The 22,918-nt window shown below is 57.0% G+C and carries 29 protein-coding genes; 7 read left to right on the forward strand and 22 right to left on the reverse strand.

Features of this window, described 5'->3' with window-relative positions:
* Positions 1-164 precede the first annotated feature (164 nt).
* Positions 165-542 carry a type II toxin-antitoxin system VapC family toxin gene (locus tag HZB29_14300; GenBank protein MBI5816769.1) on the reverse strand — a complete coding sequence of 126 codons (378 nt, stop codon included), beginning with the start codon at positions 540-542 and terminating at the stop codon, positions 165-167.
* Positions 532-777, reverse strand: coding sequence for a type II toxin-antitoxin system prevent-host-death family antitoxin (locus tag HZB29_14305; protein MBI5816770.1), 246 nt, complete (start codon positions 775-777; stop codon positions 532-534). Before HZB29_14305 ends, HZB29_14300 begins: the two co-directional genes overlap by 11 nt.
* 372 nt (positions 778-1,149) lie before the next feature.
* On the opposite strand from HZB29_14305, the gene HZB29_14310 reads away from it, so the two are divergent.
* The 4 genes from HZB29_14310 to HZB29_14325 all read left to right on the forward strand — a co-directional run bounded on the left by HZB29_14310 (position 1,150) and on the right by HZB29_14325 (position 5,862).
* Positions 1,150-3,429, forward strand: coding sequence for a hypothetical protein (locus HZB29_14310; GenBank protein ID MBI5816771.1), 2,280 nt, complete (start codon positions 1,150-1,152; stop codon positions 3,427-3,429).
* Between the two features lie 112 nt (positions 3,430-3,541).
* The gene (locus HZB29_14315; GenBank protein ID MBI5816772.1) at positions 3,542-4,111 is read left to right on the forward strand and encodes a hypothetical protein; all 570 of its coding nucleotides are present in this window, start codon (positions 3,542-3,544) and stop codon (positions 4,109-4,111) included.
* A 19-nt stretch (positions 4,112-4,130) separates the two neighbouring features.
* Positions 4,131-4,808, forward strand: a complete 678-nt coding sequence (locus HZB29_14320) for a phosphoribosylanthranilate isomerase (protein MBI5816773.1) — start codon at positions 4,131-4,133, stop codon at positions 4,806-4,808.
* A 31-nt stretch (positions 4,809-4,839) separates the two neighbouring features.
* Positions 4,840-5,862, forward strand: coding sequence for a TonB family protein (locus HZB29_14325; protein MBI5816774.1), 1,023 nt, complete (start codon positions 4,840-4,842; stop codon positions 5,860-5,862).
* Positions 5,863-5,911: 49 nt separating this feature from the next.
* Here HZB29_14325 and HZB29_14330 read toward each other — a convergent pair whose 3' ends face one another.
* From HZB29_14330 to HZB29_14350, 5 genes are all read right to left on the reverse strand, one after another.
* Positions 5,912-6,259: a DUF86 domain-containing protein gene (locus tag HZB29_14330; protein ID MBI5816775.1), complete on the reverse strand. Its 348-nt coding sequence runs from the start codon at positions 6,257-6,259 to the stop codon at positions 5,912-5,914.
* Positions 6,256-6,543, reverse strand: a complete 288-nt coding sequence (locus HZB29_14335) for a nucleotidyltransferase family protein (GenBank protein MBI5816776.1) — start codon at positions 6,541-6,543, stop codon at positions 6,256-6,258. The genes HZB29_14330 and HZB29_14335 overlap by 4 nt, the downstream gene beginning before the upstream one ends.
* Positions 6,544-6,555: 12 nt before the next feature.
* Entirely contained in the window at positions 6,556-6,780 is a 225-nt protein-coding gene (locus tag HZB29_14340; GenBank protein MBI5816777.1) for a type II toxin-antitoxin system MqsA family antitoxin, read from the reverse strand.
* Positions 6,777-7,019, reverse strand: a complete 243-nt coding sequence (locus HZB29_14345) for a DUF4258 domain-containing protein (protein MBI5816778.1) — start codon at positions 7,017-7,019, stop codon at positions 6,777-6,779. The genes HZB29_14340 and HZB29_14345 overlap by 4 nt, the downstream gene beginning before the upstream one ends.
* An 85-nt stretch (positions 7,020-7,104) precedes the next feature.
* The gene (locus tag HZB29_14350) at positions 7,105-7,728 is read right to left on the reverse strand and encodes a hypothetical protein (protein ID MBI5816779.1); all 624 of its coding nucleotides are present in this window, start codon (positions 7,726-7,728) and stop codon (positions 7,105-7,107) included.
* A gap of 289 nt (positions 7,729-8,017) precedes the next feature.
* Here HZB29_14350 and HZB29_14355 point away from each other — a divergent pair, with 289 nt between their 5' ends.
* The gene (locus tag HZB29_14355) at positions 8,018-10,111 is read left to right on the forward strand and encodes a hypothetical protein (GenBank protein ID MBI5816780.1); all 2,094 of its coding nucleotides are present in this window, start codon (positions 8,018-8,020) and stop codon (positions 10,109-10,111) included.
* A 3-nt stretch (positions 10,112-10,114) separates the two neighbouring features.
* On the opposite strand, the gene HZB29_14360 is transcribed toward HZB29_14355, so the two are convergent.
* The 15 genes from HZB29_14360 to HZB29_14430 all read right to left on the reverse strand — a co-directional run bounded on the left by HZB29_14360 (position 10,115) and on the right by HZB29_14430 (position 20,972).
* On the reverse strand, positions 10,115-10,246 hold the full coding sequence (locus HZB29_14360) for a lipoprotein (protein ID MBI5816781.1): 132 nt from the start codon (positions 10,244-10,246) through the stop codon (positions 10,115-10,117).
* Positions 10,243-11,628: an argininosuccinate lyase gene (gene argH, locus HZB29_14365; protein MBI5816782.1), complete on the reverse strand. Its 1,386-nt coding sequence runs from the start codon at positions 11,626-11,628 to the stop codon at positions 10,243-10,245. Before argH ends, HZB29_14360 begins: the two co-directional genes overlap by 4 nt.
* A gap of 30 nt (positions 11,629-11,658) precedes the next feature.
* A complete protein-coding gene (locus tag HZB29_14370; GenBank protein MBI5816783.1) occupies positions 11,659-11,859 on the reverse strand; it encodes a DUF2283 domain-containing protein in 201 nt (66 codons plus the stop codon).
* A 100-nt stretch (positions 11,860-11,959) separates the two neighbouring features.
* Positions 11,960-12,115 carry a DUF4258 domain-containing protein gene (locus HZB29_14375; protein ID MBI5816784.1) on the reverse strand — a complete coding sequence of 52 codons (156 nt, stop codon included), beginning with the start codon at positions 12,113-12,115 and terminating at the stop codon, positions 11,960-11,962.
* Position 12,116: 1 nt separating this feature from the next.
* On the reverse strand, positions 12,117-12,524 hold the full coding sequence (gene nusB / locus HZB29_14380) for a transcription antitermination factor NusB (protein ID MBI5816785.1): 408 nt from the start codon (positions 12,522-12,524) through the stop codon (positions 12,117-12,119).
* A gap of 2 nt (positions 12,525-12,526) precedes the next feature.
* Entirely contained in the window at positions 12,527-12,991 is a 465-nt protein-coding gene (locus tag HZB29_14385; GenBank protein ID MBI5816786.1) for a 6,7-dimethyl-8-ribityllumazine synthase, read from the reverse strand.
* A gap of 13 nt (positions 12,992-13,004) precedes the next feature.
* Complete coding sequence (locus HZB29_14390; GenBank protein MBI5816787.1) at positions 13,005-13,172, reverse strand: type II toxin-antitoxin system RelE/ParE family toxin; 168 nt, start codon at positions 13,170-13,172, stop codon at positions 13,005-13,007.
* Between the two features lie 288 nt (positions 13,173-13,460).
* Positions 13,461-13,676 carry a hypothetical protein gene (locus HZB29_14395; GenBank protein ID MBI5816788.1) on the reverse strand — a complete coding sequence of 72 codons (216 nt, stop codon included), beginning with the start codon at positions 13,674-13,676 and terminating at the stop codon, positions 13,461-13,463.
* Between the two features lie 63 nt (positions 13,677-13,739).
* Complete coding sequence (locus tag HZB29_14400; GenBank protein MBI5816789.1) at positions 13,740-14,975, reverse strand: bifunctional 3,4-dihydroxy-2-butanone-4-phosphate synthase/GTP cyclohydrolase II; 1,236 nt, start codon at positions 14,973-14,975, stop codon at positions 13,740-13,742.
* 39 nt (positions 14,976-15,014) lie between these two features.
* Positions 15,015-15,656, reverse strand: coding sequence for a riboflavin synthase (locus HZB29_14405; GenBank protein MBI5816790.1), 642 nt, complete (start codon positions 15,654-15,656; stop codon positions 15,015-15,017).
* Between the two features lie 20 nt (positions 15,657-15,676).
* Positions 15,677-16,000: an XRE family transcriptional regulator gene (locus HZB29_14410; protein MBI5816791.1), complete on the reverse strand. Its 324-nt coding sequence runs from the start codon at positions 15,998-16,000 to the stop codon at positions 15,677-15,679.
* Entirely contained in the window at positions 15,997-16,320 is a 324-nt protein-coding gene (locus tag HZB29_14415; protein MBI5816792.1) for a type II toxin-antitoxin system RelE/ParE family toxin, read from the reverse strand. Before HZB29_14415 ends, HZB29_14410 begins: the two co-directional genes overlap by 4 nt.
* 105 nt (positions 16,321-16,425) lie before the next feature.
* Positions 16,426-16,986 (reverse strand): transposase, encoded by a 561-nt coding sequence (locus HZB29_14420; protein ID MBI5816793.1) that lies wholly within the window; start codon positions 16,984-16,986, stop codon positions 16,426-16,428.
* Positions 16,987-17,038: 52 nt separating this feature from the next.
* Complete coding sequence (gene ribD, locus HZB29_14425) at positions 17,039-18,109, reverse strand: bifunctional diaminohydroxyphosphoribosylaminopyrimidine deaminase/5-amino-6-(5-phosphoribosylamino)uracil reductase RibD (GenBank protein ID MBI5816794.1); 1,071 nt, start codon at positions 18,107-18,109, stop codon at positions 17,039-17,041.
* A gap of 148 nt (positions 18,110-18,257) precedes the next feature.
* A complete protein-coding gene (locus HZB29_14430; protein ID MBI5816795.1) occupies positions 18,258-20,972 on the reverse strand; it encodes a pyruvate, phosphate dikinase in 2,715 nt (904 codons plus the stop codon).
* Positions 20,973-21,162: 190 nt separating this feature from the next.
* Here HZB29_14430 and HZB29_14435 point away from each other — a divergent pair, with 190 nt between their 5' ends.
* Positions 21,163-21,465: a metal-sulfur cluster assembly factor gene (locus HZB29_14435; protein MBI5816796.1), complete on the forward strand. Its 303-nt coding sequence runs from the start codon at positions 21,163-21,165 to the stop codon at positions 21,463-21,465.
* A 4-nt stretch (positions 21,466-21,469) separates the two neighbouring features.
* Positions 21,470-22,549 carry a hypothetical protein gene (locus HZB29_14440; protein MBI5816797.1) on the forward strand — a complete coding sequence of 360 codons (1,080 nt, stop codon included), beginning with the start codon at positions 21,470-21,472 and terminating at the stop codon, positions 22,547-22,549.
* Positions 22,550-22,918: the final 369 nt, after the last annotated feature.

The following is a 22,918-nucleotide window of genomic DNA, read 5'->3' on the forward strand; positions in this document are numbered from 1 at the left end:
TTTTGAATAATATTGATGAATCTGGATCGTTGCCGCTTACGGTTAAAATCTCAAAGTTCACCATCGAATCTATAAGTTCCTTGATGGCCTTCAAGAGAACAACTTCTTCTTCGATTTCATTGAGCGCCATGTTCGTAACACGCTTGATGGTCATGGATATATGACTACACCCTAAAACTCTTCAACTCCAGTTCCGATATTTCGCGGAAGTGTTTTGTGTTGGCCGTGCAAAGCGGAACCTGATTTTCCACGGCGGTGGCCGCTATCAAGGCGTCCGCCAGGCGCATTCCGGACTTTAGGGCGTACTCTTCCAAATAAACGACGGCGCGGCTCCCTATGTTTTCGGACAATGGGAGGACGTCAAAGCCGAGGTCCTTTAAAAATGAGCGGATGATGCGTATTTCACTTTTTTCCCTCGCCCCCTGGACGAGCTCCATGTAATTGACGATGGCGATGTGGCGTGCCTTGGCCCTGTCTATGGCCACGGCCGCGCGTTTGTGTCCGCGAAAGGCCCAGATGAGCACGTCTGTGTCAAATATCATCAAAACGCCCCTTGCGCATTTCCCTCACTTTTTTGGTGGGATCCGCCATTTCCGGATGATCTGCCCACATGCCGAAAGCCGGATGGCCGGAGGCGGAGATGCCGCTGGCGCTTTCTATCGGCGTGACACGGGCGATGGGCTTGCCACGGCGGGACAAGGTGACGCTTTCCCTGCGCTCCATCGCCTCCAGCAGTTTGCCCGGTTTTTTCCTCAACGCCAGAAAAGAGAGTTTCAAAGCTGATCCTTTCAAGTGAACATATATAGTATGCACTTGCTACCAAAGATTATCAACAGGTTCCGTTAGATTATTGGGCGCCTGTATTGGGCGCTAAGATAGCCATCGGATTTTCGCCGGTACACATCCATTATCCGGCAATTTAGTATATTTTTTGATGCGCCCCTTCTTTTTATCGGGAATATGCTATATCCTGTCGCACGGTTTCTATGACTTTTCATGACATGGCGGTTTGGGCCGGTCTCCAACTTCATCTGAACAGGGCTGGTCACCATTGATATGGTGGTATGATGGCCTGTCGAGGGAAATTCTACTTTAGGGGAGGCTTTGATGAAGCGTATAGGGATTGGCAATCCGGTTTTTCTGGCTCTAATGTCATGTTTAATAATGTTCGCATCCGCCGCAAATTCCTTTTCCGCCGTCACGCCGGATAAAAAGCAATGCGTTTCGATGTACATAGACGAGCAGGGGTTGATGCAGTTCGGCTCATACGAAATATTCGTCGAGGGGAAAGAGGGCCAGTGGACATCCGCCGGTAAAATCACCGACGGCAAGAATTATGTCGGCAAACAGCTCGATCTCTCCAAATTCCTGAAGCCGGGGAAGGCCGCCAATGTCCGCATCGTCAACACCGATGGCAACGCGGCCCACATTGATTACGTTGCTGTCGGCGGCGCCGCGCCGTCCAGAGTTATGGTCAACGGCGCCGTGGACGAAAAAGCCTTAGGCAAACTGGCCAAGGCCGATATGGACGTGATCCCGGCCCACGAGAAAATTATTGAACTTACGTTTCCGGCCAACCGGAAGGACGCGACGCTTGTCCTTTCCGCCCGTATCGAGGCGTTGAACATATCGCCCTACGATTTCAAGTTCCCCGTGGAAAACGCCTTTAAGGACATCGGGGCCGAATCGAAGTTTTTCACCTATGAGATGGACTCCAGCGTTGGCAAGTTGTCGTTGAAAGGCAAATCCGGCGAGATCGGGGGGGCTGCCCCGCTGTTCAAGGAGTTCACGTTGTCCGCCTCCGGGCATCCATCCGCCTTCACCTACGGATGGGTGATGAACGACGATAAATATCTATACATAGCCATAGATTTCACCGGCGACAACACCATGGATGGCGATAAGGACTATTCCAAGGTCTTCGTGAAAATCGGCGGGAAGGTCAAGGAGTTCAAGCTATCCGAGGGTGAAAGCAAATGGGGCAAGCCTTCTTTCACCTATACGGACAAAGTGGCCTACCAGCACAAGTATTACGAGTACAGGATTCCGCTGGAGGAAGTGAGCGGCAAGGAGAGCAAGAATCTGGAACTGGCCTTTGCGGCGTATGGGACATGCGGGGGATTGCCAACTTTCACCGGGGCGAATCCATATGATTTTGGCAATATCGCCGTGGGATCGAGTTCCAGCGTCAACGTGACGTTGGACTCAAGCAACGGCGTCAACTACGTCGTGGAGACGCTCAACCTTACGACTGGGGTGAACTTCAGCAAGAACAATGGAACGTGCACCCCGACAGTCACCCAGGTCGGTGTTGGCACATGCACTTTCTCAATCACATTTTCACCCACGGCCCTTGGCGCGCTTGCTGATTCTGTCACCACCAATTTTTGCGGCCAGGGTCCGACAACGCTTAACCTTAGCGGCACAGGCGTGGCGGCGGCGGTCAATCCCACTGTGATCGGATGCACCGATCCCAACGCGATAAACTATAACCCTTCGGCCAATCAGGATGACGGGTCTTGCGTGCTTCCCCAGTCCAACATCACCACGCCGGGGGGCGGCACAACCAGCAATATCGGGGCTGGCGGGGGGAGCGGCGGTTCCACCACCACGGGTAACGTTTACACCGAAACCATCACCCTCACCAACGACGGGAACGCCAGCCTGTACATATACGGCATGGAAAGAATGCTTGGCAGGGCCGTTTCCATGGCGATGACTCAAGGGGGCGGGATCGTCCCTCCGTTTTACATCACCCAGGACAACTGCTCGGGAAAGATTCTGCAGCCCCGGGACACATGCACGATAGACACCGTTTTCTTCCCGATAGAGAACGGGACGTATGAGCAATCATTTGTCCTTTCCACGAACAGCGGCCAGCGTCTTACCTACAATCTGACTGGCACGTCCATTTCGGTGGAAGGCAATTCAAAGCCGGCGGCGTTCACCACCGCCGGATCGTCTGTGGACGGGACCGGGGTGACACTGTCGTGGAACGCCGCCACCGACCCTGACAATGACACCGTAAGCTACAATGTCCAGTATTGCGACCATTCCAGCTTCGCCAACTGCGCCCCGCAAAGCGCAAGTGGGGCAACCACCGCCTCCGTTTCGAAGGCCAAATACAGCCTTTCGATGGCCGGGGCGCTGATGGTGTTCGGATTCATGGCGTTCGGCGGCATGAGGCCGGGAAGGATGAAGGTTTTGGCGCTGGTGTTGGCGCTGTCGTTCGGGGCGTTGGCCCAGTCGTGCGGAGGCGGATCGTCTTCCTCTTCGACGGATGCTTCAGCGCCTGCCAAACAGACGGTGGTCAGCCAGAGCTTCACCGGCCTTGATGCGGACACCACCTATTACTGGAAGGTGGTTGCCTCCGACGGGCGGGGCGGAGCGGTGGAAAGCGACACCCAGACCTTTGTGACGGGGCATTAAGCGGCGCGGGGGGCGGCCCGAGGTTATTCAAAGGCGGACGGGCAACGGCCTGTCCGCCGTTGGATTTTAACCCTGTGGCGCCGCCGCCGGGAATATGGTAATAATTACAACTATGAAAACGAACATACTGCGCGCCGCCGCCATCCTTTCGCTCATCCCGCTGATGGGATGCGCCCAGGTGAATCCCGCCCTTGTTTCGGTGGGGCTGGCAGAGCCCATACCGCCGGTGACCGACTCCAACTATTTCAACACGCAGATGAACACCCTGCTAGACCGGGTGAAGACGGCCCAGCTTCGCGCGTTCCGCAAGGCTGCCACCATAGAGTTTGTGAACGCCAACGGGCAGGTGTCCGAGCTTGGAAGGTACCTGACGGCGAAGTTCGGCGAAAGGGCCATGGGGCGCGGCCAGTTCCGCGTGATACCCCAGGGGCAAGTGAAAGAAGCGTTCACCAAACTTAAGATCGCGCCGGGGCCGGAGCTCACCAAGGACCAGCTTGAAAAGCTGGGGACGGAGATCGAGGCGGACGCGATCGTCACCGGCGTCGTGTCCGACCTGCAGAAGGGGAGCGACGTGGACCTGACCGTGAAGGTGATCCAGCCCTCCACCGGGGAGATGATCGCCGCGGCCAGCGTGAACATATACCGCTCCAAACAGGTGCAGACCCTTATCCAGCAATTCTAGGGCCTGAAGGCTTGGTCACGTGAAAATCAAAATCTGCGGCCAGACGTCGGTTTCCGGCTGCGACCTTTCGGTAAAATACGGCGCCGATTATCTTGGCGTGGTGGTCAACGTGCCGTGGTCGGCCCGGTCGCTGACGCCCGCGGCGGCGGCGCCGATATTCGAAAAGCACCGGCGCAGGACTTTCCTGCTCACATACAACGCCGGGGCGGACGACGAATATTACGATATCGTCAAAACTCTCCAGCCGTGCGCCCTGCAGCTTACCGGCACGGAGCCTTGGAACGTGACAAGGGCGATAAAACACGCTTTGGGGCTCCCTATATTCAAGTCCATCCATCTTCCCCCGGCGGGAGAGGGAGAGGGGGACGCCGGGAGGATCATCGGAACGATGGAGGAATATGCCCGGGCGGGGATGGTGAACGGATTCATTCTGGACACGGCGGCGGCCGGGATGTTCGGCGGCACAGGCAAACGCAACGATTGGGAGATGGCGGCGAAAATCATCGCCGAATCGCCCCAGCCGGTCTATCTTGCCGGAGGGATAAATCCGGACAACGTGGCCGAGGCGCTCAAAGTCCCCGGGATATTCGGGATAGACCTTGCATCCGGTGTGGAGGAGGGTAAAGGGATAAAATCAGAGGCCAAGCTTAGGGCGCTTTTTGAGGTGATAGACATGGAAGTTGGCGGAGGGCGTTAAATCAGCCGCCGTCATTTGATATACTGGCTGGATGCGAAAGCCGTTAAGCAGATACCTTGTCATGTCGGTCCTCATCCACGCATTGGCGGTCATCGCCACGGCTGTGATTGTGGTCACAGTGCCGAAAAAGACCACCGCCACCCCCGTGCGGGTGACGCTTATGCAGGCCGAATCCCCGAAAAATGAGGACATGGACCATGGCCGGGTGGAAGACCTGCCAAAGCCGGACAAGATAGAAAAGCCGGACAAGGCGGACATCCTTTCCCGGTACGACAGCCGCGCCCACTCGCCGGAGAAGGGAAAAAAGTACAAGGCGTCCAAAACGGCCCTCCCGCGAGAGAAAGTGGACCCGCCCCATCCATCGGCTAAAAAATCGCCGGAAAACATGCCAGAGCAGCGCCCCGAAAAGCCCAAGACCATGGTGGCGGCGGTGCAGGGACCCAAGCTGGACATGACAAAGCGGGACAGCGCCAATGACCTGAACCTGTTTTCCAACGAAGCGATGAAAAAGGCGATGGAGACCGACAAGAGCAAGGCTTTCGAAAAAAGCTCCGTGGAAAAAGAGGAGCAAAGAAAAAACGTAAGCTCCCGCCCGACGGACAGGCCGAATCCTTCGAACACCGAAACGGCCAAGCTGTCGGGCCTTAAGGGGCTCAAAGGGTCGGACATCGAGAAATTCGCCATGACCGCCACCTCCGACGTGATAGACATGGGGGACGAGGCTGTGGTGTCGCTGAACACGAAGTCGTTCAAGTACATTGATTATTTCAGTCACATCAAGAAGGCTGTGGAGCTTGTGTGGACCTATCCGGACGAGGCCATCGCCCAGGGGATATCCGGCGCATCCATCGTGCGGTTCACATTGAAGAGCACCGGGGAGCTTGAGGAGGTGAAGATCGTCAAGTCCAGCGGGCACAAGACCCTGGACGACGAGGCGCAGGTGGCGGTGAAGGTGGCGGCGCCATACAACGCGTTCCCCAAGACGTTGGACAAGAAACGGCTCCACATCGTCGCCACGTTCATCTACCGGCCATCGTTCAACAACGTGCGGTAAGCGGCGGGACGCGCCGGGGAATGAGCCAGAATATGGCCATGGCGCCTGTTTAAAGTCTGTTCAACCCACCTTTAATGGCGATCATACTATGCTTTAATTTTTGTAAGTCCTTTATGGCGGCGTCCCAAGTGAGGTTTAAGTCAATCCCGAAATACTCATGAATCAGGATGTCTCTCATTCCGGCGATTTCTTTCCATCGGACATCTGGGTATTTATTCCTGATTTCTTCAGGGATGTTTTTCACAGCCTCACCGATTATTTCTATTCTTCGGATTACAGAGTCCTGGAACTGCACTGATTCGGCAAAGTCCTTGAAGGTCTTGTTTTTCGTGTAGGCTTCGATCAACTCAATGCATTCCAGGATATGTCCGATCAGTATGGCCGGGTCTTTGCTCATAAAATAACTTCTTGTTCGCTCAATATTTTTTCCTTAAGAAGCGGGTGAAGCGAGTCATAAGTGAGAATGTCAACTTTCCGGCCAAGCAATTCCTCAAGTTCGAGTTTCAGCCCCGACAGGTCAAGCAGGCTTTTCCTCCCCTCGAACTCAACGAGCAGATCAACATCGCTTTCCCCGGTCGCTTCTCCGCGCGCAACCGAGCCGAAGAAAGCGGCTCTGATCACGTTGCGCCTTCTTAAGACATCATCAATAGCGTTTTTTTTATTTTTAACGCTGCTGTCCATAAAACTCCTGTATCAAGCCGCGAATTTTAGAATCTCCACTTCAGCGCCTTTCAGGATAGCCTCTTCCGCCAGTTTCATGATTTTCCCGGTCACATCTTCCGAGAAATATTGCTCACCGCAAGTATCGCAAACCTCGGCGGGCACTCCCTTTAGAATGACCGTCGTGTCTCCTTTTTGAATTGGGAAAGTTACGGTTTCTGGAGACGTTTCACCTGTTCTGCAAAAGGCGCATTTCATTTTCTTTTCCTCGTTTTGTTGTCTTCATGCCATTTAGCCGGATCAGGTTGATATACGGTAATTATATGGCAATTTCCTCCGGCGGCATCCACACCCACGACAATATGCAACGGCTTGGCCACCGAATCGCCATAAACAAGGAAGCTGGGCAAAGGCGAATCATCAGGGTATGAAGCAATTATTTCTCCTGTTTTTACGGCATTTATTATCTCTTCCTTGCCGATGCGCCGCTCAATCATGCGCAGAATGGCGTGGCCGGAAAAGAAAATCCGTTCGCAATTCAATTATTCAGCCCTATTACGCCCAATTATTTTTCATCTTAGCTCACGCCGCGGGCGGCGGGGGAGGGGGCGGAATAATCTGCGTCTGGACGGTCTGGGCCACGCCGGTCAAATGCCTGTAGGCCGCCACCGTGGCGCAGAATGAAACGGGAATGGTGACAAGCAGCCCGACGAAAAGCGCCACAGCGCCGATCACGTTTATGATCGCCAGCACGAGGGCCATAAGGAAAACACTCAAATGGTTTTCAAAGCCGATCTTGCGCGACGCTTCCATGGCGTCCCAGAATCCCATCCCCTTGTCTATCACGAAAAGGTAGGGGAACAAGTACCATCCCGCCACGAGGAAGCCGGGGATCACCAGGGCGATAAAGCCCGCCGTGATGAACACCATGCTCAGCAGGCTGACGAGCACCATCGGCACGAACAGCTTGAACCCGTCGAACATCCTGGCGGGGGCGAATTCCTTCCCTTCCATAAGGTCCATTATCACGTAGAACATCCCCCCGGTCATGGGGCCGGCCACAAGGAGGCTTGCGAAGGGGACAAGGTTGGCCGCGGCGTTCACCACCACCAATATTAGCGTGGCCACCACCATGTTGGCCGCGTGGGCGCGGAAAAGCTCCCACCCTTCCTGCAAGTACCTCTGGAGATCGAATTGCTGCGTCATGCCTTGTCCTCCTTTTTGTCCGGCGGCGCCGGGCTATAATTTTATGATGAATTTTACTCCCGCGCGGGTGCGAAAGCAATGAGGCAGACAAGGTCTGGATTTTCGCCACAGAGACACTGAGGCGCGCAGAAAGATATTTTGACCTCCGTGCCTCTGCGCCTCTGTGGTTGCAAGTTCTTTCTCCGTCGTACTATGTTGTTCAATAATCATGTCCTCACCACAATATGAAAACGCGAACGGTAATATAGATGGTATCCTTAAACGGTTTTTTAAACCCCATTGGAAAATGATGGCAGGCTCGTTCGGTAAAATCTTGTCCCATCCGGCGGCGCGGGGCGTGTTGCTGGCCGTCGCCGGGCTTCATGCCGCGGCCATCACGGCGTTTGTGGTGTTCGGCAGGGTGGACGCGGGAATCGGTTCCGTTCGTGTGAGGATGGACGATCTTTCGCAGCCCGCCCTCCAGCTTTCCGTTGTGATGGCCCTGCTGTTTGTTTCGTACAGGCCGCAGGGGCGGAAAGGAATCGGGCGCCTTGCCGCGATTTGCTTCGCCTGCGTTGGCGTATGCGCGGCGGCGGCGGTTGTTTTAGTTTCGCTGGGGGCTGGAAGGGTTGTCGAAACTTTCAGCCCGGCAATAACATACGATCCGCGCATAATCTCCGCCTGCGCCTGGGGCGGCGGTGTCTATATGTTGGCCCTCGGCGGGATCGCTTTGACAAGACCTCGATGGATCGATCCTGCCATTTGCCAATGGAGCGCTCCGGTTTTCCTGGTGTTTTTCCCCTGTTTCATCGCATACATGTCCAACGGATTCTCGGAATTCGGCGGAGACGTCACCTGGAACGGGCTCATCCCTCCCTATATCGCCAATGGAGGCTGGCTCCCCATTTCCCAAAGTTTCGCGGAGTCGTATGGAAGCTGGGGGCTTATGCCGGTGGGGGAGAAGCTCATGCCTGTGCATCCCGTCGGCTCGTCGCTTTTCGCCATGCCCACTGCGGTCCTGCAACGGCTGATGGACGTTGATTTCAACATAATCACCGCCGGATGGAACCAGAAGGTGACGGCGGCGTGGGTGACGGCGCTTTCGGCGGCGTTTTTATTCGGCGCGGCGTACACGGCCACCGGGAGCGGGTTGATAACGGCCATAGTCACGCTGGCGTTCGCCTTCGGATCGCCCCAGGCGTCAATTTCATCGGTGACGCTCTGGCAGCATGGCCCCACCTCGATGCTAATCTGCGCCGGGCTGCTGCTTCTGACGCTGGCGGAAAAGGGGAACAGGCCGCGCCTGGCCGCCGCCGCCGCGTTTCCACTGGCCTTTCTGCCGCTGATGCGCCCGACGGCGATAGTGTTCTATTTCGCCGGCATGGCGGCGTCGGCCGTGTTTGGCCGCAGGGCTGTGATCGGCTTCCTGGCATGGTCCATCCCCGGCGGCGCCGCCGCGCTGGCGGTCCATCTGGGGCTGTATCACAATCTGCTGGGGGGCTATGAGCATTTCGCCCGCCACGGCGATTTTAGCGCATCGCTTGTCGAGGGAATGGCGGGGATACTGTTTTCCGCCAACAGAGGTCTTTTTGTTTTCTCGCCGTTCTTTTTGCTGGGCGTGGCCGGAGCGTATGTGGCGGTAAAACACCGCTCCATCACAGCGATCTGCATGACAGCGGCGGCGGTGGCGTATCTTTTGATCCACGCCAAATGGTCCGTATGGTACGCAGGGGCCACGGTGGGGCCAAGGTTCGCGGCGGAGACCGTTCCCGCTCTGGCCATAATGGCGGCCATGTTCATGGCAAAATACCGCAGGGCGGCTGTCACCGCGCTTGCCGTGACGTTGGCGGCGATATCAACGCTTATCACCGCGCCGGGCATGATATATCCCCGTGAGCAGGGGCAATGGAACATCTTTCCGGACATAGACAACGAGGCGAACTGGGGCAGGCTGTGGAGCTTTGACGAATGGCTGCCGCTGCATTTTATTCATGCGAGGGACTACCAAAGCTTCAGGCAGGTTCCGGTGTGCGGTTTTGTGTTCAACGGGCGCCTGGCGGCGGAAGAATCCGGCGGCGGGAAATGGCGGCGTGTCCGGCTGGACCTGGACGGGACGTCAAAAGGGGGGATAGTTTTTCCGCAGACGCATCTTGCGGATGGGATGTACACCTTTCAACTTGACGGCGAGGCGAAGAACGCCGCAAACGCATCCGTCACCATCAACGCCGTGATTCCCGGAATCAGCGCGGAACTTGAAACGTTCCCGGTGGCGGCCAACGGAGCGTTTCGCGTGACCAGGCGGATCAGGCCGGACGCAAAACGTCCGGTGCAGGTGAACGTGAAGGCGGACGGGACCGGCGGGACAATCCTGCTGGACACGGCGCGGCTTTCGCCTGCCGGGTAATTATTACTTGGCCTTGTCCGTCTGGCTCTGCTCCGGCTGCTTTGGCATAACAGGCGGCCCCTTGCGGCCGCAGCCGGTGGACGCGAATAGCGCCGTGACGACAATTAAAACTGTGAAAGCCGTGGCCGGCCTCACCACTTTTTCATCTCCCGCTCTATCTGCTTCAACCTTGCGGCGATGCGGCGGCGGGCCGTTCCGCCGGGAGTGTCCTTCCCGTCCGCCGATTTTTGCGGCGTGATGGCGGCGGCGTTGATCTTCATCAGGCGCGCGTCCACCGCTTTTAACTCGCCCTTCGAAAGCTCGCCGAACTTTTTTCCCTCGGCGATGCTGTATTTCACAAGTTTGCCGACGATCTCGTGCGCCTCGCGGAACGGCGTCCCGCCGATCACAAGCCTGTCCGCGATGTCCACGGCGGTCATGTAACCATCCTCCGCCCGCGCCGCCAGCTTTGCCTTGTCCACCCGCAGGGCGCCCGTCATGTCCGCCGCGAGTTTTAGCATCGTCGTAAGCTGGAAGAACGCCTCGAAGACCGGCTCCTTGTCCTCCTGCAGGTCCTTGTTGTAGGCCAGCGGCAGCCCCTTCATCACCGTGAGCATTGTCACAAGGTAGCCGTTGAGCCTTCCTGTCTTTCCCCGCATAAGCTCCGGCACGTCCGGATTTTTCTTCTGCGGCATTATCGAAGAGCCGGTGCAGAACGCGTCCGGCAATTCCATCACGGAGAACTCCCGGCTGGTGAAGATCACCAATTCTTCGGCGAGCCTTGAAAGATGCGTCCCGGCAAGGGCCGCGGCGAAAAGAAATTCGGCGGCGAAATCCCGGTCCGCCACCGCGTCCATGCTGTTTTGAGAAATGGAATCAAAGCCAAGCTCGCGCGCCACCCATTCCCTGTCTATCGGGAAATTCGTCCCGGCCAGCGCGGCGGAGCCCAGCGGCATCACGTCCACCCGGGCGAGGGCGTCGTAAAACCGTTGCGCGTCCCTTTCCATCATCTCAAAATACGCCAAGAACCAGTGGGCCAGGCGGATCGGCTGGGCCGGCTGGAGATGGGTGTATGCAGGGGCGATGGTGTCCAGGTGCGCGTTGGCCTGTTTGTAAAGCGCCTTCTGGAAATCGCGTATCAGTTCCACGATCTCCCCGATGGCGTCGCGCACGAAGAGGCGGAACGCCGTGGCCACCTGGTCGTTGCGGGAGCGGGCGGTGTGCAGCTTGCCACCCGCAGGGCCGATGATCTCCTTTAACCGGCGCTCCACGGCCATGTGGATGTCCTCGTCGGAAGCGTTGAACCGGAACTTGTGGGAGTCTATCTCCCGTTCCACCGCAAAAAGGCCCCGCACAATGGCTTCCGCGTCCTTTTTGGGGATGATCTTTTGCCGGCCCAGCATTTTGGCGTGGGCCACGCTTCCCATGATGTCGTGCTTGTACAGCAGCCGGTCAAACCCTATGCTGGCGTTGAATTCCTCCACCAGCGGATGGGTCGGCTCCGTAAACCTTCCAGACCATGCTTTTTTACCGGCCACGCGTATATCTGCCTTTAAATATGGAACGAACTATGCGGATTGAAATACAAGCTCGTTAATCTTCAGATTTGGGGCCCGGTGGGAAAGATTAAGTATCTCCACGCCGATCACTTCCTTTTTGCCGTTGAAATCGAGCACCACTCCCGGGGCCACTTCCTCCGATTCGATTATTTCAGACTCGTCCAGCCGCAAATATAAAGCGTCCGCCTTTCCGTCAACCTTCAGCCTCATGGTTTTCTCCTTTTGGCCCTGTCAAAATATGCCGTGACTATCCTCAACGGATTCGCATTCGCATTGACAACCACATGCAATACCCGGCCGCCAAATTCACTTATGCTGCAAATCTGTGCTCAAGTACAATATCGTATTTATCTTGCTCAACAAACTCCGGATTATCTATGGCTTGCTCCAGCCATTTTAAATCAATTTTGCGCTCTTTTAGCATGTCAGACGCGTGTTGACTCAATTCATGCCGCGTCCCCGCCATTCTAGGCCTTTTCCTTGGATATCCTGTCCAGCGTGGCGTTTATCAACGCGGAGGATTCCGCGTCGCAATAGTCCTTGGACAGCTCCACAGCCTCGTCAATCGCCACCGGGTCCGGCGTGGTGACGTCGTACAGTATCTCGTAAACTCCCAGCCGCAGGATCGCCCGGTCCATGAAGCCGAGCCTGGCCACTTCCCAGTTGACCAGCGCGGCGGCGAGTTTTGCGTCTATTTCGTCTATGTGGCTTGTGGCGCCCAGAACCAGGGACTCCACGAAATCGCGTTCCGCCCCCTCGGTTTCGTTGGCGGCGAAATGTTCGGACAAAAGCCGTCCCGCGTTCTCCTCCTTTAGCATGTCCGCCTGATAGAGGATCGCCAGGGCGGCTTCGCGGGACTTGTGGCGCGCGCCCAAAGCTACAGTTTCTTCACGAGATTTATCATCTCGATGGCCGTGAGGGCCGCTTCAAAACCTTTGTTGCCGGACTTTGTCCCGGCCCGTTCTATCCCCTGCTCGATGGTCTCCACCGTGAGCACACCGAACGCCACCGGCACGCCGGTATCCAGCATCACCTGGGCGCACCCCTTGGTCACCTCGGACGATATGTGCTGGTAATGTGATGTCGCCCCCCGTATCACCGCGCCAAGGGCGATGACGGCGGAGTACTTGCCGGAGGCGGCCATTTTCTTCACAGCCAGCGGAATCTCGAACGCCCCGGGCACCTTGCCCACGGTGATGTCCGCGTCCTTCACCCCATGCCTTGTCAGGCAGTCCACCGCCCCGTCGAGCAGTTTGCCGGTGAGGAAATCATTGAACCTGCTGACGACTATCGCCACCTTCGCCCCGGCGCCGTCCAGCGCCCCTTCTATCGTGTTTGCCATGTTTCCTTGTTCTTTAATTTAAGAGCAACCGCATTCCGTGAATGACTCGGAGTATCTCAACTCCTATATCCTCAATTCTATAAATTATCCTGTAGTTTTTCAAAAACAACTCACGGATAGCCTGGTTTTTAAATTCAGGGGCGCAACGCCTTCTTTCCGCGTGGTTTTCAAGTGAACGCACGGTTTGAAAAATCTTTTCCGCAAATCAAACGCCCTTTCCTCCGAATCAATTGAAATGAACGAGATGACTTCATCAACGTCCAATATCGCCTGTGGAGACCAGGTTATCTTTTTAGCCATCGCGCAAAGCGCCGTTCAACTTCCTCATGGGGTATGCCCTTGCCCTCGTCAAGGCTCTTGATACCTTCCTCTACCTTTCGAATGACATCCAGATGATAAATTATCTCCTCCATGGAACAGTCGTCCGGCAACGTTGGAATCATTTCGGTTACAATCTGTTTTGCTGTTTTCATAAATCGCAGTTGACTTTACCCAGTATTTTATCAGCTTTAAGCTTTTTCTTCAGGCTTTCGTGGCTGATGGTTTTCTCGTTCCGCCGTTCCGCCAGGACCGCCAGATCATGAATATCCTCCTGTATCTCCTCATATTCCTCCATGCGGAGGACCACAGCCTTTTTCCGCCCGGAAGAATCGGTTATAAACTGTGTCGCGCCGCTTGTTTTCATGCTACGAAACCTTTTCCACCTTCTTCCGCTTTGTGAACTACCACCTTCAGTTTCATCGGTTGCTCACCCCTCGTTCGTCTTCTTTATATCCAGCAAATGCCCCATCTTGCTTTGCTTCACGCTCAGATACCGCAGGTTGCTCTCGTTGGGTTCGCACACCAGCGGGACCCGCTCTGCTATGTGAAGCCCGTAACCGTCCAAGCCCACCACCTTGCGGGGATTGTTGGTTATCAGCCGGATCTCGTGCAGCCCCAGGTCGCGCAATACCTGCGCGCCAAGGCCGTAGTCCCGCAAATCTTCCTTGAATCCAAGGTGGTGGTTGGCCTCCACGGTGTCCTTCCCCTCGTCCTGCAGGGCGTACGCCTTGAGCTTGTTGATAAGGCCGATTCCGCGCCCTTCCTGGAAAAGATACACAAGCACCCCGCACCCTTCGCCGGCGATCATCCTCATGGCGCGGTCGAGCTGCTCGCCGCAGTCGCACCGTTCCGAACCGAACACGTCTCCGGTGAGGCACTGGCTGTGCATCCGCACAAGGCGCGGCCCCTCGCATATCTCCCCCATGGTCAGCGCCAGTATTATCTCGCTGTTCACGTCGTTCTGGTACGCGATGGCGTTGAACACCCCGTATCGGGTGGGAAGCTTGGTCTCCGCTGCGCGGCGCACGATATGCTCGTTGCGCATGCGGAACTCCACGATGTCCTTCACCGTGATCATCTTTATGTTGTGTTTGGCCGCGAACTCCCGCAGTTGCGGCACGCGGGCCATGGAACCGTCGTCGTTCATTATCTCGCATATCACGGCGGCTGGGGAAAGTCCGGCGATCTTGCACAGGTCCACAGACCCTTCCGTCTGCCCCACCCGCACAAGCACCCCGCCTTCACGGGCGCGCAACGGGAACACGTGGCCGGGCCGGGCCAGGTCCTCGGCCGTGGTGGCCGGGTCTATGGCGGTCTTTATGGTCTGGCATCTGTCCGCCGCGGAGATACCGGTGGTGACTCCCTTGCGCGCCTCTATGGACACCGTGAAGCCTGTGCCGAAGGACGACGTGTTGTTGCGCACCATCAGCGGCAGGTCCAGCTCGTCGCACCGGGCGCCGGTGAGCGCCAGGCATATCAGCCCGCGCCCCTCCTTGGCCATGAAATTGACGGCTTCGGTGGACACTTTTTCCGCCGCCAGCACCAGGTCGCCCTCGTTTTCCCGGTCCTCGTCGTCCACCATGATTATCATCTTCCCGTTGCGGATGTCCTCGACGGCTTCCGCAAGGGTGTTGAATTTTCGCTTTTCGGAATTCTTTTTCATTTTAAATACTGCCACCATTCATGTTTTAGCCTGCGGATCCTAAAATCCGTGGCGCGCAAGAAAACCAGCGTCAATCCCTTTCTTGTCCTTATTGCCCGGATTGACAAAGTTTTCAACGTATTTGGATATCATATCATATTCGATGTTCACGTCCGTTCCGGGTGTGGATGCGCCCAGGGATGTGTTCTGCCACGTGTGCGGGATCACCGCGATGGTGACCGAGCCTGCAAGCTTGCTCGCCACCGTCAGGCTTATCCCGGCGATGGCGATGGAGCCTTTTTCGATGATGTATTTCATCCCTTCCGGCGGGAGCGATATCTCCACTTCATACCCCTCCCCGGCGGGTGATATCCTTGCGACCGTTCCCACGCAGTCCACATGGCCGGACACCATATGGCCGCCGAGCCTGTCCCCCAGGCGCATTGCCCGTTCCAGGTTCACCACGCCCCCCGGTTTTGCGTTCTTGAAAGTCGTGCGGCTGATGGTCTCCGAAGAGACGTCGAACACAAGGTTCGGGCCGCTGGCGGAGACGACGGTGAGGCACACCCCGTCCACCGCCACGCTCTCCCCGATCACAGGGTTTGCCATGGCCCCGCCCGCGTCCACGGTGATGGAGAAATCCTCCGCCCGCCGCGCGATGGAGGTGATTTTGCCCGCCGATTCGATTATGCCTGTGAACATATTTGTTGTTTGACGGAAATTTACGCCGCTTTCAATCCGGCCCGGCGGGGAGCTTTCAACCGCAATTCCACGGCTCCTCCCAGCGCGCGGTACATCGTGACCAGCGCGTCAATGGTGAACTTTTCAATCTCGTTGGCCAGCAGCGAGGCCACGCGGGAGCGCGCCACGCCAATGGCTTCGGCCGCTTTTGCCTGCGTAAGCTTGCGCCGTTTAATTTCTTTTTCTATGACCAGCATAAGCTCGGCGCGTATCCGCAATTTTTCAGCCGCCACCCGATCGTCCTCCAGGTCGTCAAACACCGTCCGGATCGCCTTGACGCCGCCGGTTTTTCGTGAACTTTTCATTTGCCGATGTTCCTTAATCTTTCCCTCGCGGTCAATATTTCACGATGGGGCGTTTTTATCCCCCGCGCCGAATCCTTCTTGAATGCGTGCAGCACATATATCCCCTCCGGCCTTGACGCCAGATAGATGACGCGGTAATGCGTTTTCATAACTATCCTGATCTCATAAACTCCAGGGCCGATTCCAGCCATGGGCTTGAAATTCGACGGTTCCCCGCCTTTCTGAACCCGGAACAACTCCGCACCGGCCCTATGCCGCGCGTCATCCGGAAAAGCCTTCACCACTTTCCTTGAATCACCCAGCCATATAGCCGGTTTCATGGGGTATTGTCCTAAATTTAAGACAGGCTGTCAACGCCGATATGATTGGAGGTGATTTTGCCTGCCGATCCGAGTATGCCTGCGAACATATTTCCCTGTAACTGGTTATATCCGCCAAGGTTCTTCTTCGGTAGGGGCGGGTTTCAAACCCGCCCTTTCAATCGCGGGATTTTCCCTGTCCACTTCCCACCGCGCAGGATTATCAATGATATATTCCCTTGTCAAATTCAAGGATTTTCCGTTTCGGATTATATGCTCATAATAATTACGTTGCCAAACCGGAACACCTGATGATTTGCGCAATTCATTAATACGGCGCGCGGAGAAAGTTTTAAAAGCGCGGACAACTTCCGGCAATCCGGCTGTCCGCGGAAGGGCGGGTTTCAAACCCGCCCCTACGGAAATCCCGATGATAAAATGGACATGATTGGGCATCACAATGGATTCATCCAGGACGATATGCGGATAATGCTTCGGCATCCCATATAAAGTGTCTATTACGATTTCACCAGGATGGTTGGCCCTCATCTCTTCACCGGCCACATCTCCGAAAAGGCATTTTCTGCCCGATGCGCAAACGGTCACAAAATAATAACCAGCCAGGCTGTAATCATATTCTTTTAACCTGATGGTCCGCCGATGATGGCGGTTTGGGTCATAAGCCATGACGATATTCAAATCGCCTTTGTCTGGATGGATCGCGGCGCATTAGTATAATCTATCTCGCCACCCGCCCTTCCACCACAAGGTCGTCTCCGATTATGTCCACCCGCACGTCCTCAACCGCCCATGCGTCCGCCATCCTGGCCACTCCCTCGCCGCTGATGGCGCACTTGTCCCCGCCGGTGATCTTCATGGCGATAAAAAATATCACCCGGTCCACGATACCGTCGTCAAACGCCGCCCCGGCGAACCTTCCGCCCCCTTCAAGCAGCACGCTCATCACGTTGCGCCGGCCAAGCTCTTCCATCAGCCAGTTTAAGTCCACATGGGATTTGCGTTCGGTGGCGGTTATCACGTCCACACCCATTCTGGTGAGCGTCTCTATTTTCTCAGGATCGGCCTTGTTCGTGGTGACAACTATTGTCGGGATTTTCGCGGCGGTGCGGACGATGTTGCAGTCAAGCGGGATGCGAAGCTTGCCATCCACCACCACGCGCAGCGGATTGCGCTTCGGGCTGCCAAACCGCACGGTGAGCTGGGGGTCGTCGTATATCACCGTGTCCGACCCGACCATCACCGCGTCGTATTCATTGCGAAGCCTGTGCCCAACCTTGCGCGATTTCTCGCAGCTTATCCATTTGGAGTCGTTGCTTTGGGTGGATATCTTTCCGTCCAGCGTGATGGCCGATTTTAAAAGGACTAACGGGCGGCCCGTGACGGAGTGCTTGGCGAAGTCTTCGATGAGCCTTTCGCACTCCTCCCGCATCACCCCCTCCACGACACTCACACCATGGCGCTTGAGCCATGCCGCTCCTTTGAGTCCTTTTTTCGGCGATGGATCGGACGCGCCTATCACAACTTCTTTTATTCCGGCGTCCACGATGGCCCTGGCGCATGGCGGTGTGAGCCCATGGTGGTTGCAAGGCTCCAGCGTGACGTAAAGTGTGGAGCCTTTCGCGGATGTCGCAAGGGAGTTTAGCGCCTCGATCTCGGCGTGTGGTTTTCCGGCCTTCTTGTGCCAACCTTCGCCGATGATTTTTCCGTTCCGCGCGATCACGGCGCCGACGGCGGGGTTGGGCGAAGTGCGCCCCTTTCCCTTGAGGGCAAGCTGTATGGCCCTGCTCATCCAGAACTCATGTCCGTGTTTTTGGGCCATATTGAATATACCCCCTCCTCATGTAGGGGCGACTCGGTGAGTCGCCCAAGAAAGGGCGGCCCATCGGGTCGCCCCTACAGTGTTAAGGCGCCAGCATTACCTTGCCAGCCGCCCTTTCTTACCTCTTCTTTCCCTTGGACTTCTTCACAACCTTTTTCACCGCTTTTTTCGCGGCTTTATGGGCCGGTGCGGCCTTCACCTTCACCTGGCTTTTAAGCGCCGCCTGGGCCGCCGCAAGCCGGGCTATCGGCACACGGTACGGAGAGCAGGAGACGTAGTCAAACCCCGTGTCGTGGCAGAACGCCACCGACGAAGGCTCGCCCCCGTGCTCTCCGCATATGCCGATCTTAAGCCCCGGCTTGGTGGAGCGCCCCTTGGCGACGCCTATCTTGATTATTTCGCCCACCCCTTCCCGGTCTATCGCCACGAACGGATCCTCCGGCAGTATGCCCACCATCACGTAATGCGGCAGGAACCGCCCGGAATCGTCCCGCGAAAGGCCGAAGGTGGTCTGGGTCAGGTCGTTTGTGCCGAAGCTGAAAAAGTCGGCGTATTCGGCGATCTTGTCCGCCGTGACGGCGGCGCGGGGCAGCTCTATCATCGTGCCGATGGTGTACTTAAGCCTGCAGCCCATCTCTTTCATCACTTCATGGGCAACAGCCTCGGCCCTCTCCCGCAATATCCGAAGCTCCTCCACATGCCCCACCAGCGGGATCATGATCTCCGGCGCCACCTTTGTCCCCTTTTTGCCAAGCTGGCAGGCGGCCTCGAAGATCGCCCGCACCTGCATGTCGTAAATCTCGGGGAACGTGACGCCTAGCCGGCATCCCCTGTGGCCGAGCATGGGGTTGAATTCATGGAGCGCGTCCGCCCTGTGTTTCAGGTCTGTGAGCGACACTCCGAAATCCTTGGCCAGCACGGCGAAATCGGCGTCCTCCTTGGGCAGGAACTCGTGCAGCGGCGGATCGAGGAGCCGTATGGTCACCGGCAGCCCTTCCATCGCCTCGAATATCCCGACAAAGTCGCTGCGCTGCATCGGCAGGAGCTTGTTGAGCGCTTTTTTCCTCTCTTCCTTGGTCTCCGCGATGATCATCTCGCGCACGGCCACGATCCTGTCCCCCTCGAAGAACATGTGCTCCGTGCGGCAAAGTCCGATACCTTCCGCGCCGAAGCCCCTGGCCACCTTCGCGTCGTGCGGCGTGTCCGCGTTGGTGCGGACACCAAGCTTGCGAACGGAGTCCGCCCAGCCCATCAGCACCTTGTACTCGTTGGAGAGCGTCGGCTTCACCAGCGGGGCGCGTCCCAGTATCACCCGGCCTGTGGAGCCGTCCAGCGTCACCCAGTCCCCCCGGTGCACCGCTACGTTGCCCACGGTGAAAAGCCCCGAGTCTTCCGATATCTTTATCGCCTCCGCCCCGGCCACGCAGCACTTGCCCATGCCGCGCGCCACAACGGCGGCGTGGGAGGTCATGCCGCCGGTGGCGGTCAATATCCCCTGCGCGGCGTTCATTCCGCCGATGTCCTCCGGGCTCGTCTCCTTGCGCACCAGTATCACCTTCTCCCCCTTGGCGGCCATTTCGATAGCCTCTTCGGCGGTGAACACCACCCGGCCAACGCCGGCTCCCGGCGAGGCGGGCAGCCCCTTGGCCAGCATGTCCACTTTCGCCTTGGGGTCTATAGTCTCGTGGAGCAATTGGTCCAACTGCTCCGGATGCACCCGATTGATAGCCTCGTCCCGGGTGATCAATTTTTCCCGCGCCATCTCCACGGCGATGCGCACAGCCGCCTCCGCCGTCCTTTTGCCCACCCGGGCCTGGAGCATGAACAGCTTTCCGTTCTCCACGGTGAACTCGATGTCGAGCATGTCGCGGTAATGTTTTTCCAGCCGCTGGTAAATCCTGTCCAGGTCATCCTTGGCGCGCGGGGTGCGCTGCCCCATCTGGTCCACGGAAAGGGGGGTGCGGATGCCGGCCACCACGTCCTCCCCCTGGGCGTTGAACAGGAACTCGCCGAAGAAATGGCGCTTGCCCGTGGATGGGTCCCGGGTGAAGGCCACGCCCGTGCCGGAGTTCTCCCCCATGTTGCCGAACACCATCGCCTGCACGTTCACCGCCGTCCCCCAGCTTTCGGGGATGTTGTACATCCGGCGGTATTCGATGGCGCGCTTGTTGTGCCAGGAATTGAAGACGGCGTTGATGGACATGTTCAACTGGTCGGCCGGGTCCTGGGGGAACGACTTGCCGGTCTCCTTTAGGATAAGCTCCTTGTAGTCGCCGACGAGTTTTTTAAGCTCTTCCACCCCCATGTCCGTGTCCGCCAGGGCGCCGATCTCGTCCTTGCGCTTGTCCATCAACCGGTCAAACTCCTTGCGCTCGATGTTCAGCACCACGTCGCCGAACATGGTCAGAAACCGGCGGTACGAGTCCCACGCGAACCTTTCCGAGCCGGACTTTGCGATGAGCCCTTTCATGGTCTCGTCGTTAAGGCCCAGGTTCAGCACGGTGTCCATCATCCCCGGCATGGAGGCCCGGGCGCCGCTGCGCACGGAGACGAGCAGGGGGTCGGCCGGATTGCCGAACTTTTTCCCCATCTCCTTTTCCAGCCGGGCAAGGTTCTTTTTCATCTGCGCGGCAAGCCCGTCCGGCCAGCGGTTCCCCCCCTTAAAATAGGTGACGCACGCTTCCGTGCTGATGGTAAAGCCGGGAGGGACCGGGATGTTCAGGTTGCACATCTCCGCGATGTTGGCGCCTTTGCCGCCAAGAAGGTTTTTCATGGACGCGGCGCCGTCTGCCTTGCCTGCCGCGAAGAAGTAAATATATTTTTTTGCGGGCATGTTATTTCCTCCCCAATACTTTTCGAACCATCATTCCCGCCGGGCGCCACCCTATGCCCCCGCAGGGATGATAAATTCTACCAAAACGCGGCGTTTATTCAAATTAATACGGCGTTCATAAATCAGGTATCTAAAGTCATATCCATCAGGAAGGTTTTGGGCGAAAATAAAGCTGAAGGTGCAAAGTCCAATGGCCAGTAAAGAAGATATTGAAAACGCGCTCCGGCGCGTGATAGACCCGGAGATGGGAGTGAACATAGTCGATCTGGGATTGGTTTACTCCGCGCTCGACGATGATGGCCACGTAAAAGTGTCCATGACCATGACCTCCGCCGCGTGCCCCATGGGGGACTTTCTGAAAAGCCAGGCCGAAGGGGCGTTGAAGACCGCGTTCCGGGAGGCCAAATCGGTGGCGGTGGAACTAACATGGGATCCGCCGTGGAGCCCGGAAATGATGGCGCACGCGGCAAAGAAACGGTTCGGCGGAGGCTGATGGCATGGACTTCTGGTATCGTGTCCGCTTTCCTTTGATGGCCCTCGGGATGCTTTCCCTTCTCACCGGGCTTTGGGCCGGGCTTTCGCGCCTCGGGCTAAACGTTCCACTTGTCAATTCCGGCATGCCGGAATTGCACGGCCCATTGATGGTGTGCGGATTCCTGGGAACGGTGATCGGGCTGGAGCGGGCGGTGGCGATGGGGAAGGGGTGGCCGTACGCCGCGCCGCTGCTGGCCGGAACCGGGACGCTGGCGCTGTTGTTTGGCGCGCCGGCGGGGTTGGGCAGGTTGTGCATCGTATTCGCCGCCGTCATCCTTGTGATGGTGTTCGCGGCCATCCTCAACCGGCAATGGGCGGTGTTCAACGTGGTGATGGCCATGGGGGCGGCGTCATGGCTCATCGGAAACGTTTCATGGTTTTTCGATGTTCCTCTATATAGAGTGGCGCCGTTCTGGGCTGGGTTCCTGATTCTCACCATCGCCGGTGAAAGGCTGGAGCTTTCCAGGCTATCCGCCCCGCCTCAATGGGCGAGGACGGTCTTTCTGATAATCGTCGCAGTGTTCATCGCCGGGACGGTGGGCGCGGCGGTGAAGGATGACGCCTCGTTTTTCGGATTCGGGGCGATGGGGCTCGCGGTTTGGCTGGGATTTTTCGACCTGGCGGTGAAGACCGTCCGCATGGAAGGGCTGACCAGGTTTGTGGCGGCGTGCCTTCTGTCCGGCTATTTCTGGCTGGGATTGGGCGGCGCGCTGGCGATAGCTCAGGGGGACATGCTTCCCGGCGGCCCCATGTATGACGCCATACTCCATTCCATATTCTTAGGCTTCGTCTTCGCCATGATTTTCGGCCATGCCCCGCTGATATTCCCGGCGATACTGCGCGTCCCGGTGGACTACAGCCCGGCGTTCTACCTGCATATCGCGTTGCTGGAAATATCGCTTGCGGCCCGGGTGGGGGGTGATTTGCTGTTTGGCGCGCAATTTGTCAAATGGGGCGGGATTTTAAACGCCGTTACGATCTTGGCATTCCTGGCAAACACCGCGCTGGCGGTGATGCGGGGGAGGAAGCTGCAGGGGGCTTAAAGAATGGAAAACGGCAAGATGGGCAGCCATCGGTGTGCAGATGTTTTTCAGCGGTGAGAAAGGGGATGGTTTATCTGACTGTGCAGTCCAATAGGTAGTTATATCCTTACAAATAATCAAGCTTCGTTACGCACGAGCAACCTTGCGGGAAATTAACTATTGGCATGGTTCAATTATGATGATATAAATGCGCACAAATACAATTGCCACTGATGTTACTCAGATGGGAAGAGTCAATCCCTTTTTTAGTTGAAACTCCCGGCATGACCGTCACGCCGCTTTCACCATTATCTTCCCCGCCAGAGCCCGTTTCATGATCTCACGCAGTTCTGGCAGGTGTTTATAACCGCTCACTTTCCTCAACCTGGG

This window comes from Nitrospinota bacterium, assembly GCA_016235255.1.
Lineage (GTDB): Bacteria > Nitrospinota_A > UBA7883 > UBA7883 > JACRLM01 > JACRLM01.

What these genes read in the sequence shown, in the direction of transcription:
- HZB29_14300 (MBI5816769.1), bottom strand. Translation starts at nt 542, where the DNA reads ATGATATTTGACACAGACGTGCTCATCTGGGCCTTTCGCGGACACAAA.
- HZB29_14310 (MBI5816771.1), top strand. Translation starts at nt 1,150, where the DNA reads ATGTCATGTTTAATAATGTTCGCATCCGCCGCAAATTCCTTTTCCGCC.
- HZB29_14315 (MBI5816772.1), top strand. Translation starts at nt 3,542, where the DNA reads ATGAAAACGAACATACTGCGCGCCGCCGCCATCCTTTCGCTCATCCCG.
- HZB29_14325 (MBI5816774.1), top strand. Translation starts at nt 4,840, where the DNA reads ATGCGAAAGCCGTTAAGCAGATACCTTGTCATGTCGGTCCTCATCCAC.
- HZB29_14330 (MBI5816775.1), bottom strand. Translation starts at nt 6,259, where the DNA reads ATGAGCAAAGACCCGGCCATACTGATCGGACATATCCTGGAATGCATT.
- HZB29_14335 (MBI5816776.1), bottom strand. Translation starts at nt 6,543, where the DNA reads ATGGACAGCAGCGTTAAAAATAAAAAAAACGCTATTGATGATGTCTTA.
- HZB29_14340 (MBI5816777.1), bottom strand. Translation starts at nt 6,780, where the DNA reads ATGAAATGCGCCTTTTGCAGAACAGGTGAAACGTCTCCAGAAACCGTA.
- HZB29_14345 (MBI5816778.1), bottom strand. Translation starts at nt 7,019, where the DNA reads ATGATTGAGCGGCGCATCGGCAAGGAAGAGATAATAAATGCCGTAAAA.
- HZB29_14350 (MBI5816779.1), bottom strand. Translation starts at nt 7,728, where the DNA reads ATGACGCAGCAATTCGATCTCCAGAGGTACTTGCAGGAAGGGTGGGAG.
- HZB29_14355 (MBI5816780.1), top strand. Translation starts at nt 8,018, where the DNA reads ATGGCAGGCTCGTTCGGTAAAATCTTGTCCCATCCGGCGGCGCGGGGC.
- HZB29_14370 (MBI5816783.1), bottom strand. Translation starts at nt 11,859, where the DNA reads ATGAGGCTGAAGGTTGACGGAAAGGCGGACGCTTTATATTTGCGGCTG.
- HZB29_14375 (MBI5816784.1), bottom strand. Translation starts at nt 12,115, where the DNA reads ATGGCGGGGACGCGGCATGAATTGAGTCAACACGCGTCTGACATGCTA.
- HZB29_14385 (MBI5816786.1), bottom strand. Translation starts at nt 12,991, where the DNA reads ATGGCAAACACGATAGAAGGGGCGCTGGACGGCGCCGGGGCGAAGGTG.
- HZB29_14395 (MBI5816788.1), bottom strand. Translation starts at nt 13,676, where the DNA reads ATGAAAACAAGCGGCGCGACACAGTTTATAACCGATTCTTCCGGGCGG.
- HZB29_14400 (MBI5816789.1), bottom strand. Translation starts at nt 14,975, where the DNA reads ATGAAAAAGAATTCCGAAAAGCGAAAATTCAACACCCTTGCGGAAGCC.
- HZB29_14405 (MBI5816790.1), bottom strand. Translation starts at nt 15,656, where the DNA reads ATGTTCACAGGCATAATCGAATCGGCGGGCAAAATCACCTCCATCGCG.
- HZB29_14410 (MBI5816791.1), bottom strand. Translation starts at nt 16,000, where the DNA reads ATGAAAAGTTCACGAAAAACCGGCGGCGTCAAGGCGATCCGGACGGTG.
- HZB29_14415 (MBI5816792.1), bottom strand. Translation starts at nt 16,320, where the DNA reads ATGAAACCGGCTATATGGCTGGGTGATTCAAGGAAAGTGGTGAAGGCT.
- HZB29_14420 (MBI5816793.1), bottom strand. Translation starts at nt 16,986, where the DNA reads ATGGCTTATGACCCAAACCGCCATCATCGGCGGACCATCAGGTTAAAA.
- ribD (MBI5816794.1), bottom strand. Translation starts at nt 18,109, where the DNA reads ATGAGCAGGGCCATACAGCTTGCCCTCAAGGGAAAGGGGCGCACTTCG.
- HZB29_14430 (MBI5816795.1), bottom strand. Translation starts at nt 20,972, where the DNA reads ATGCCCGCAAAAAAATATATTTACTTCTTCGCGGCAGGCAAGGCAGAC.
- HZB29_14435 (MBI5816796.1), top strand. Translation starts at nt 21,163, where the DNA reads ATGGCCAGTAAAGAAGATATTGAAAACGCGCTCCGGCGCGTGATAGAC.
- HZB29_14440 (MBI5816797.1), top strand. Translation starts at nt 21,470, where the DNA reads ATGGACTTCTGGTATCGTGTCCGCTTTCCTTTGATGGCCCTCGGGATG.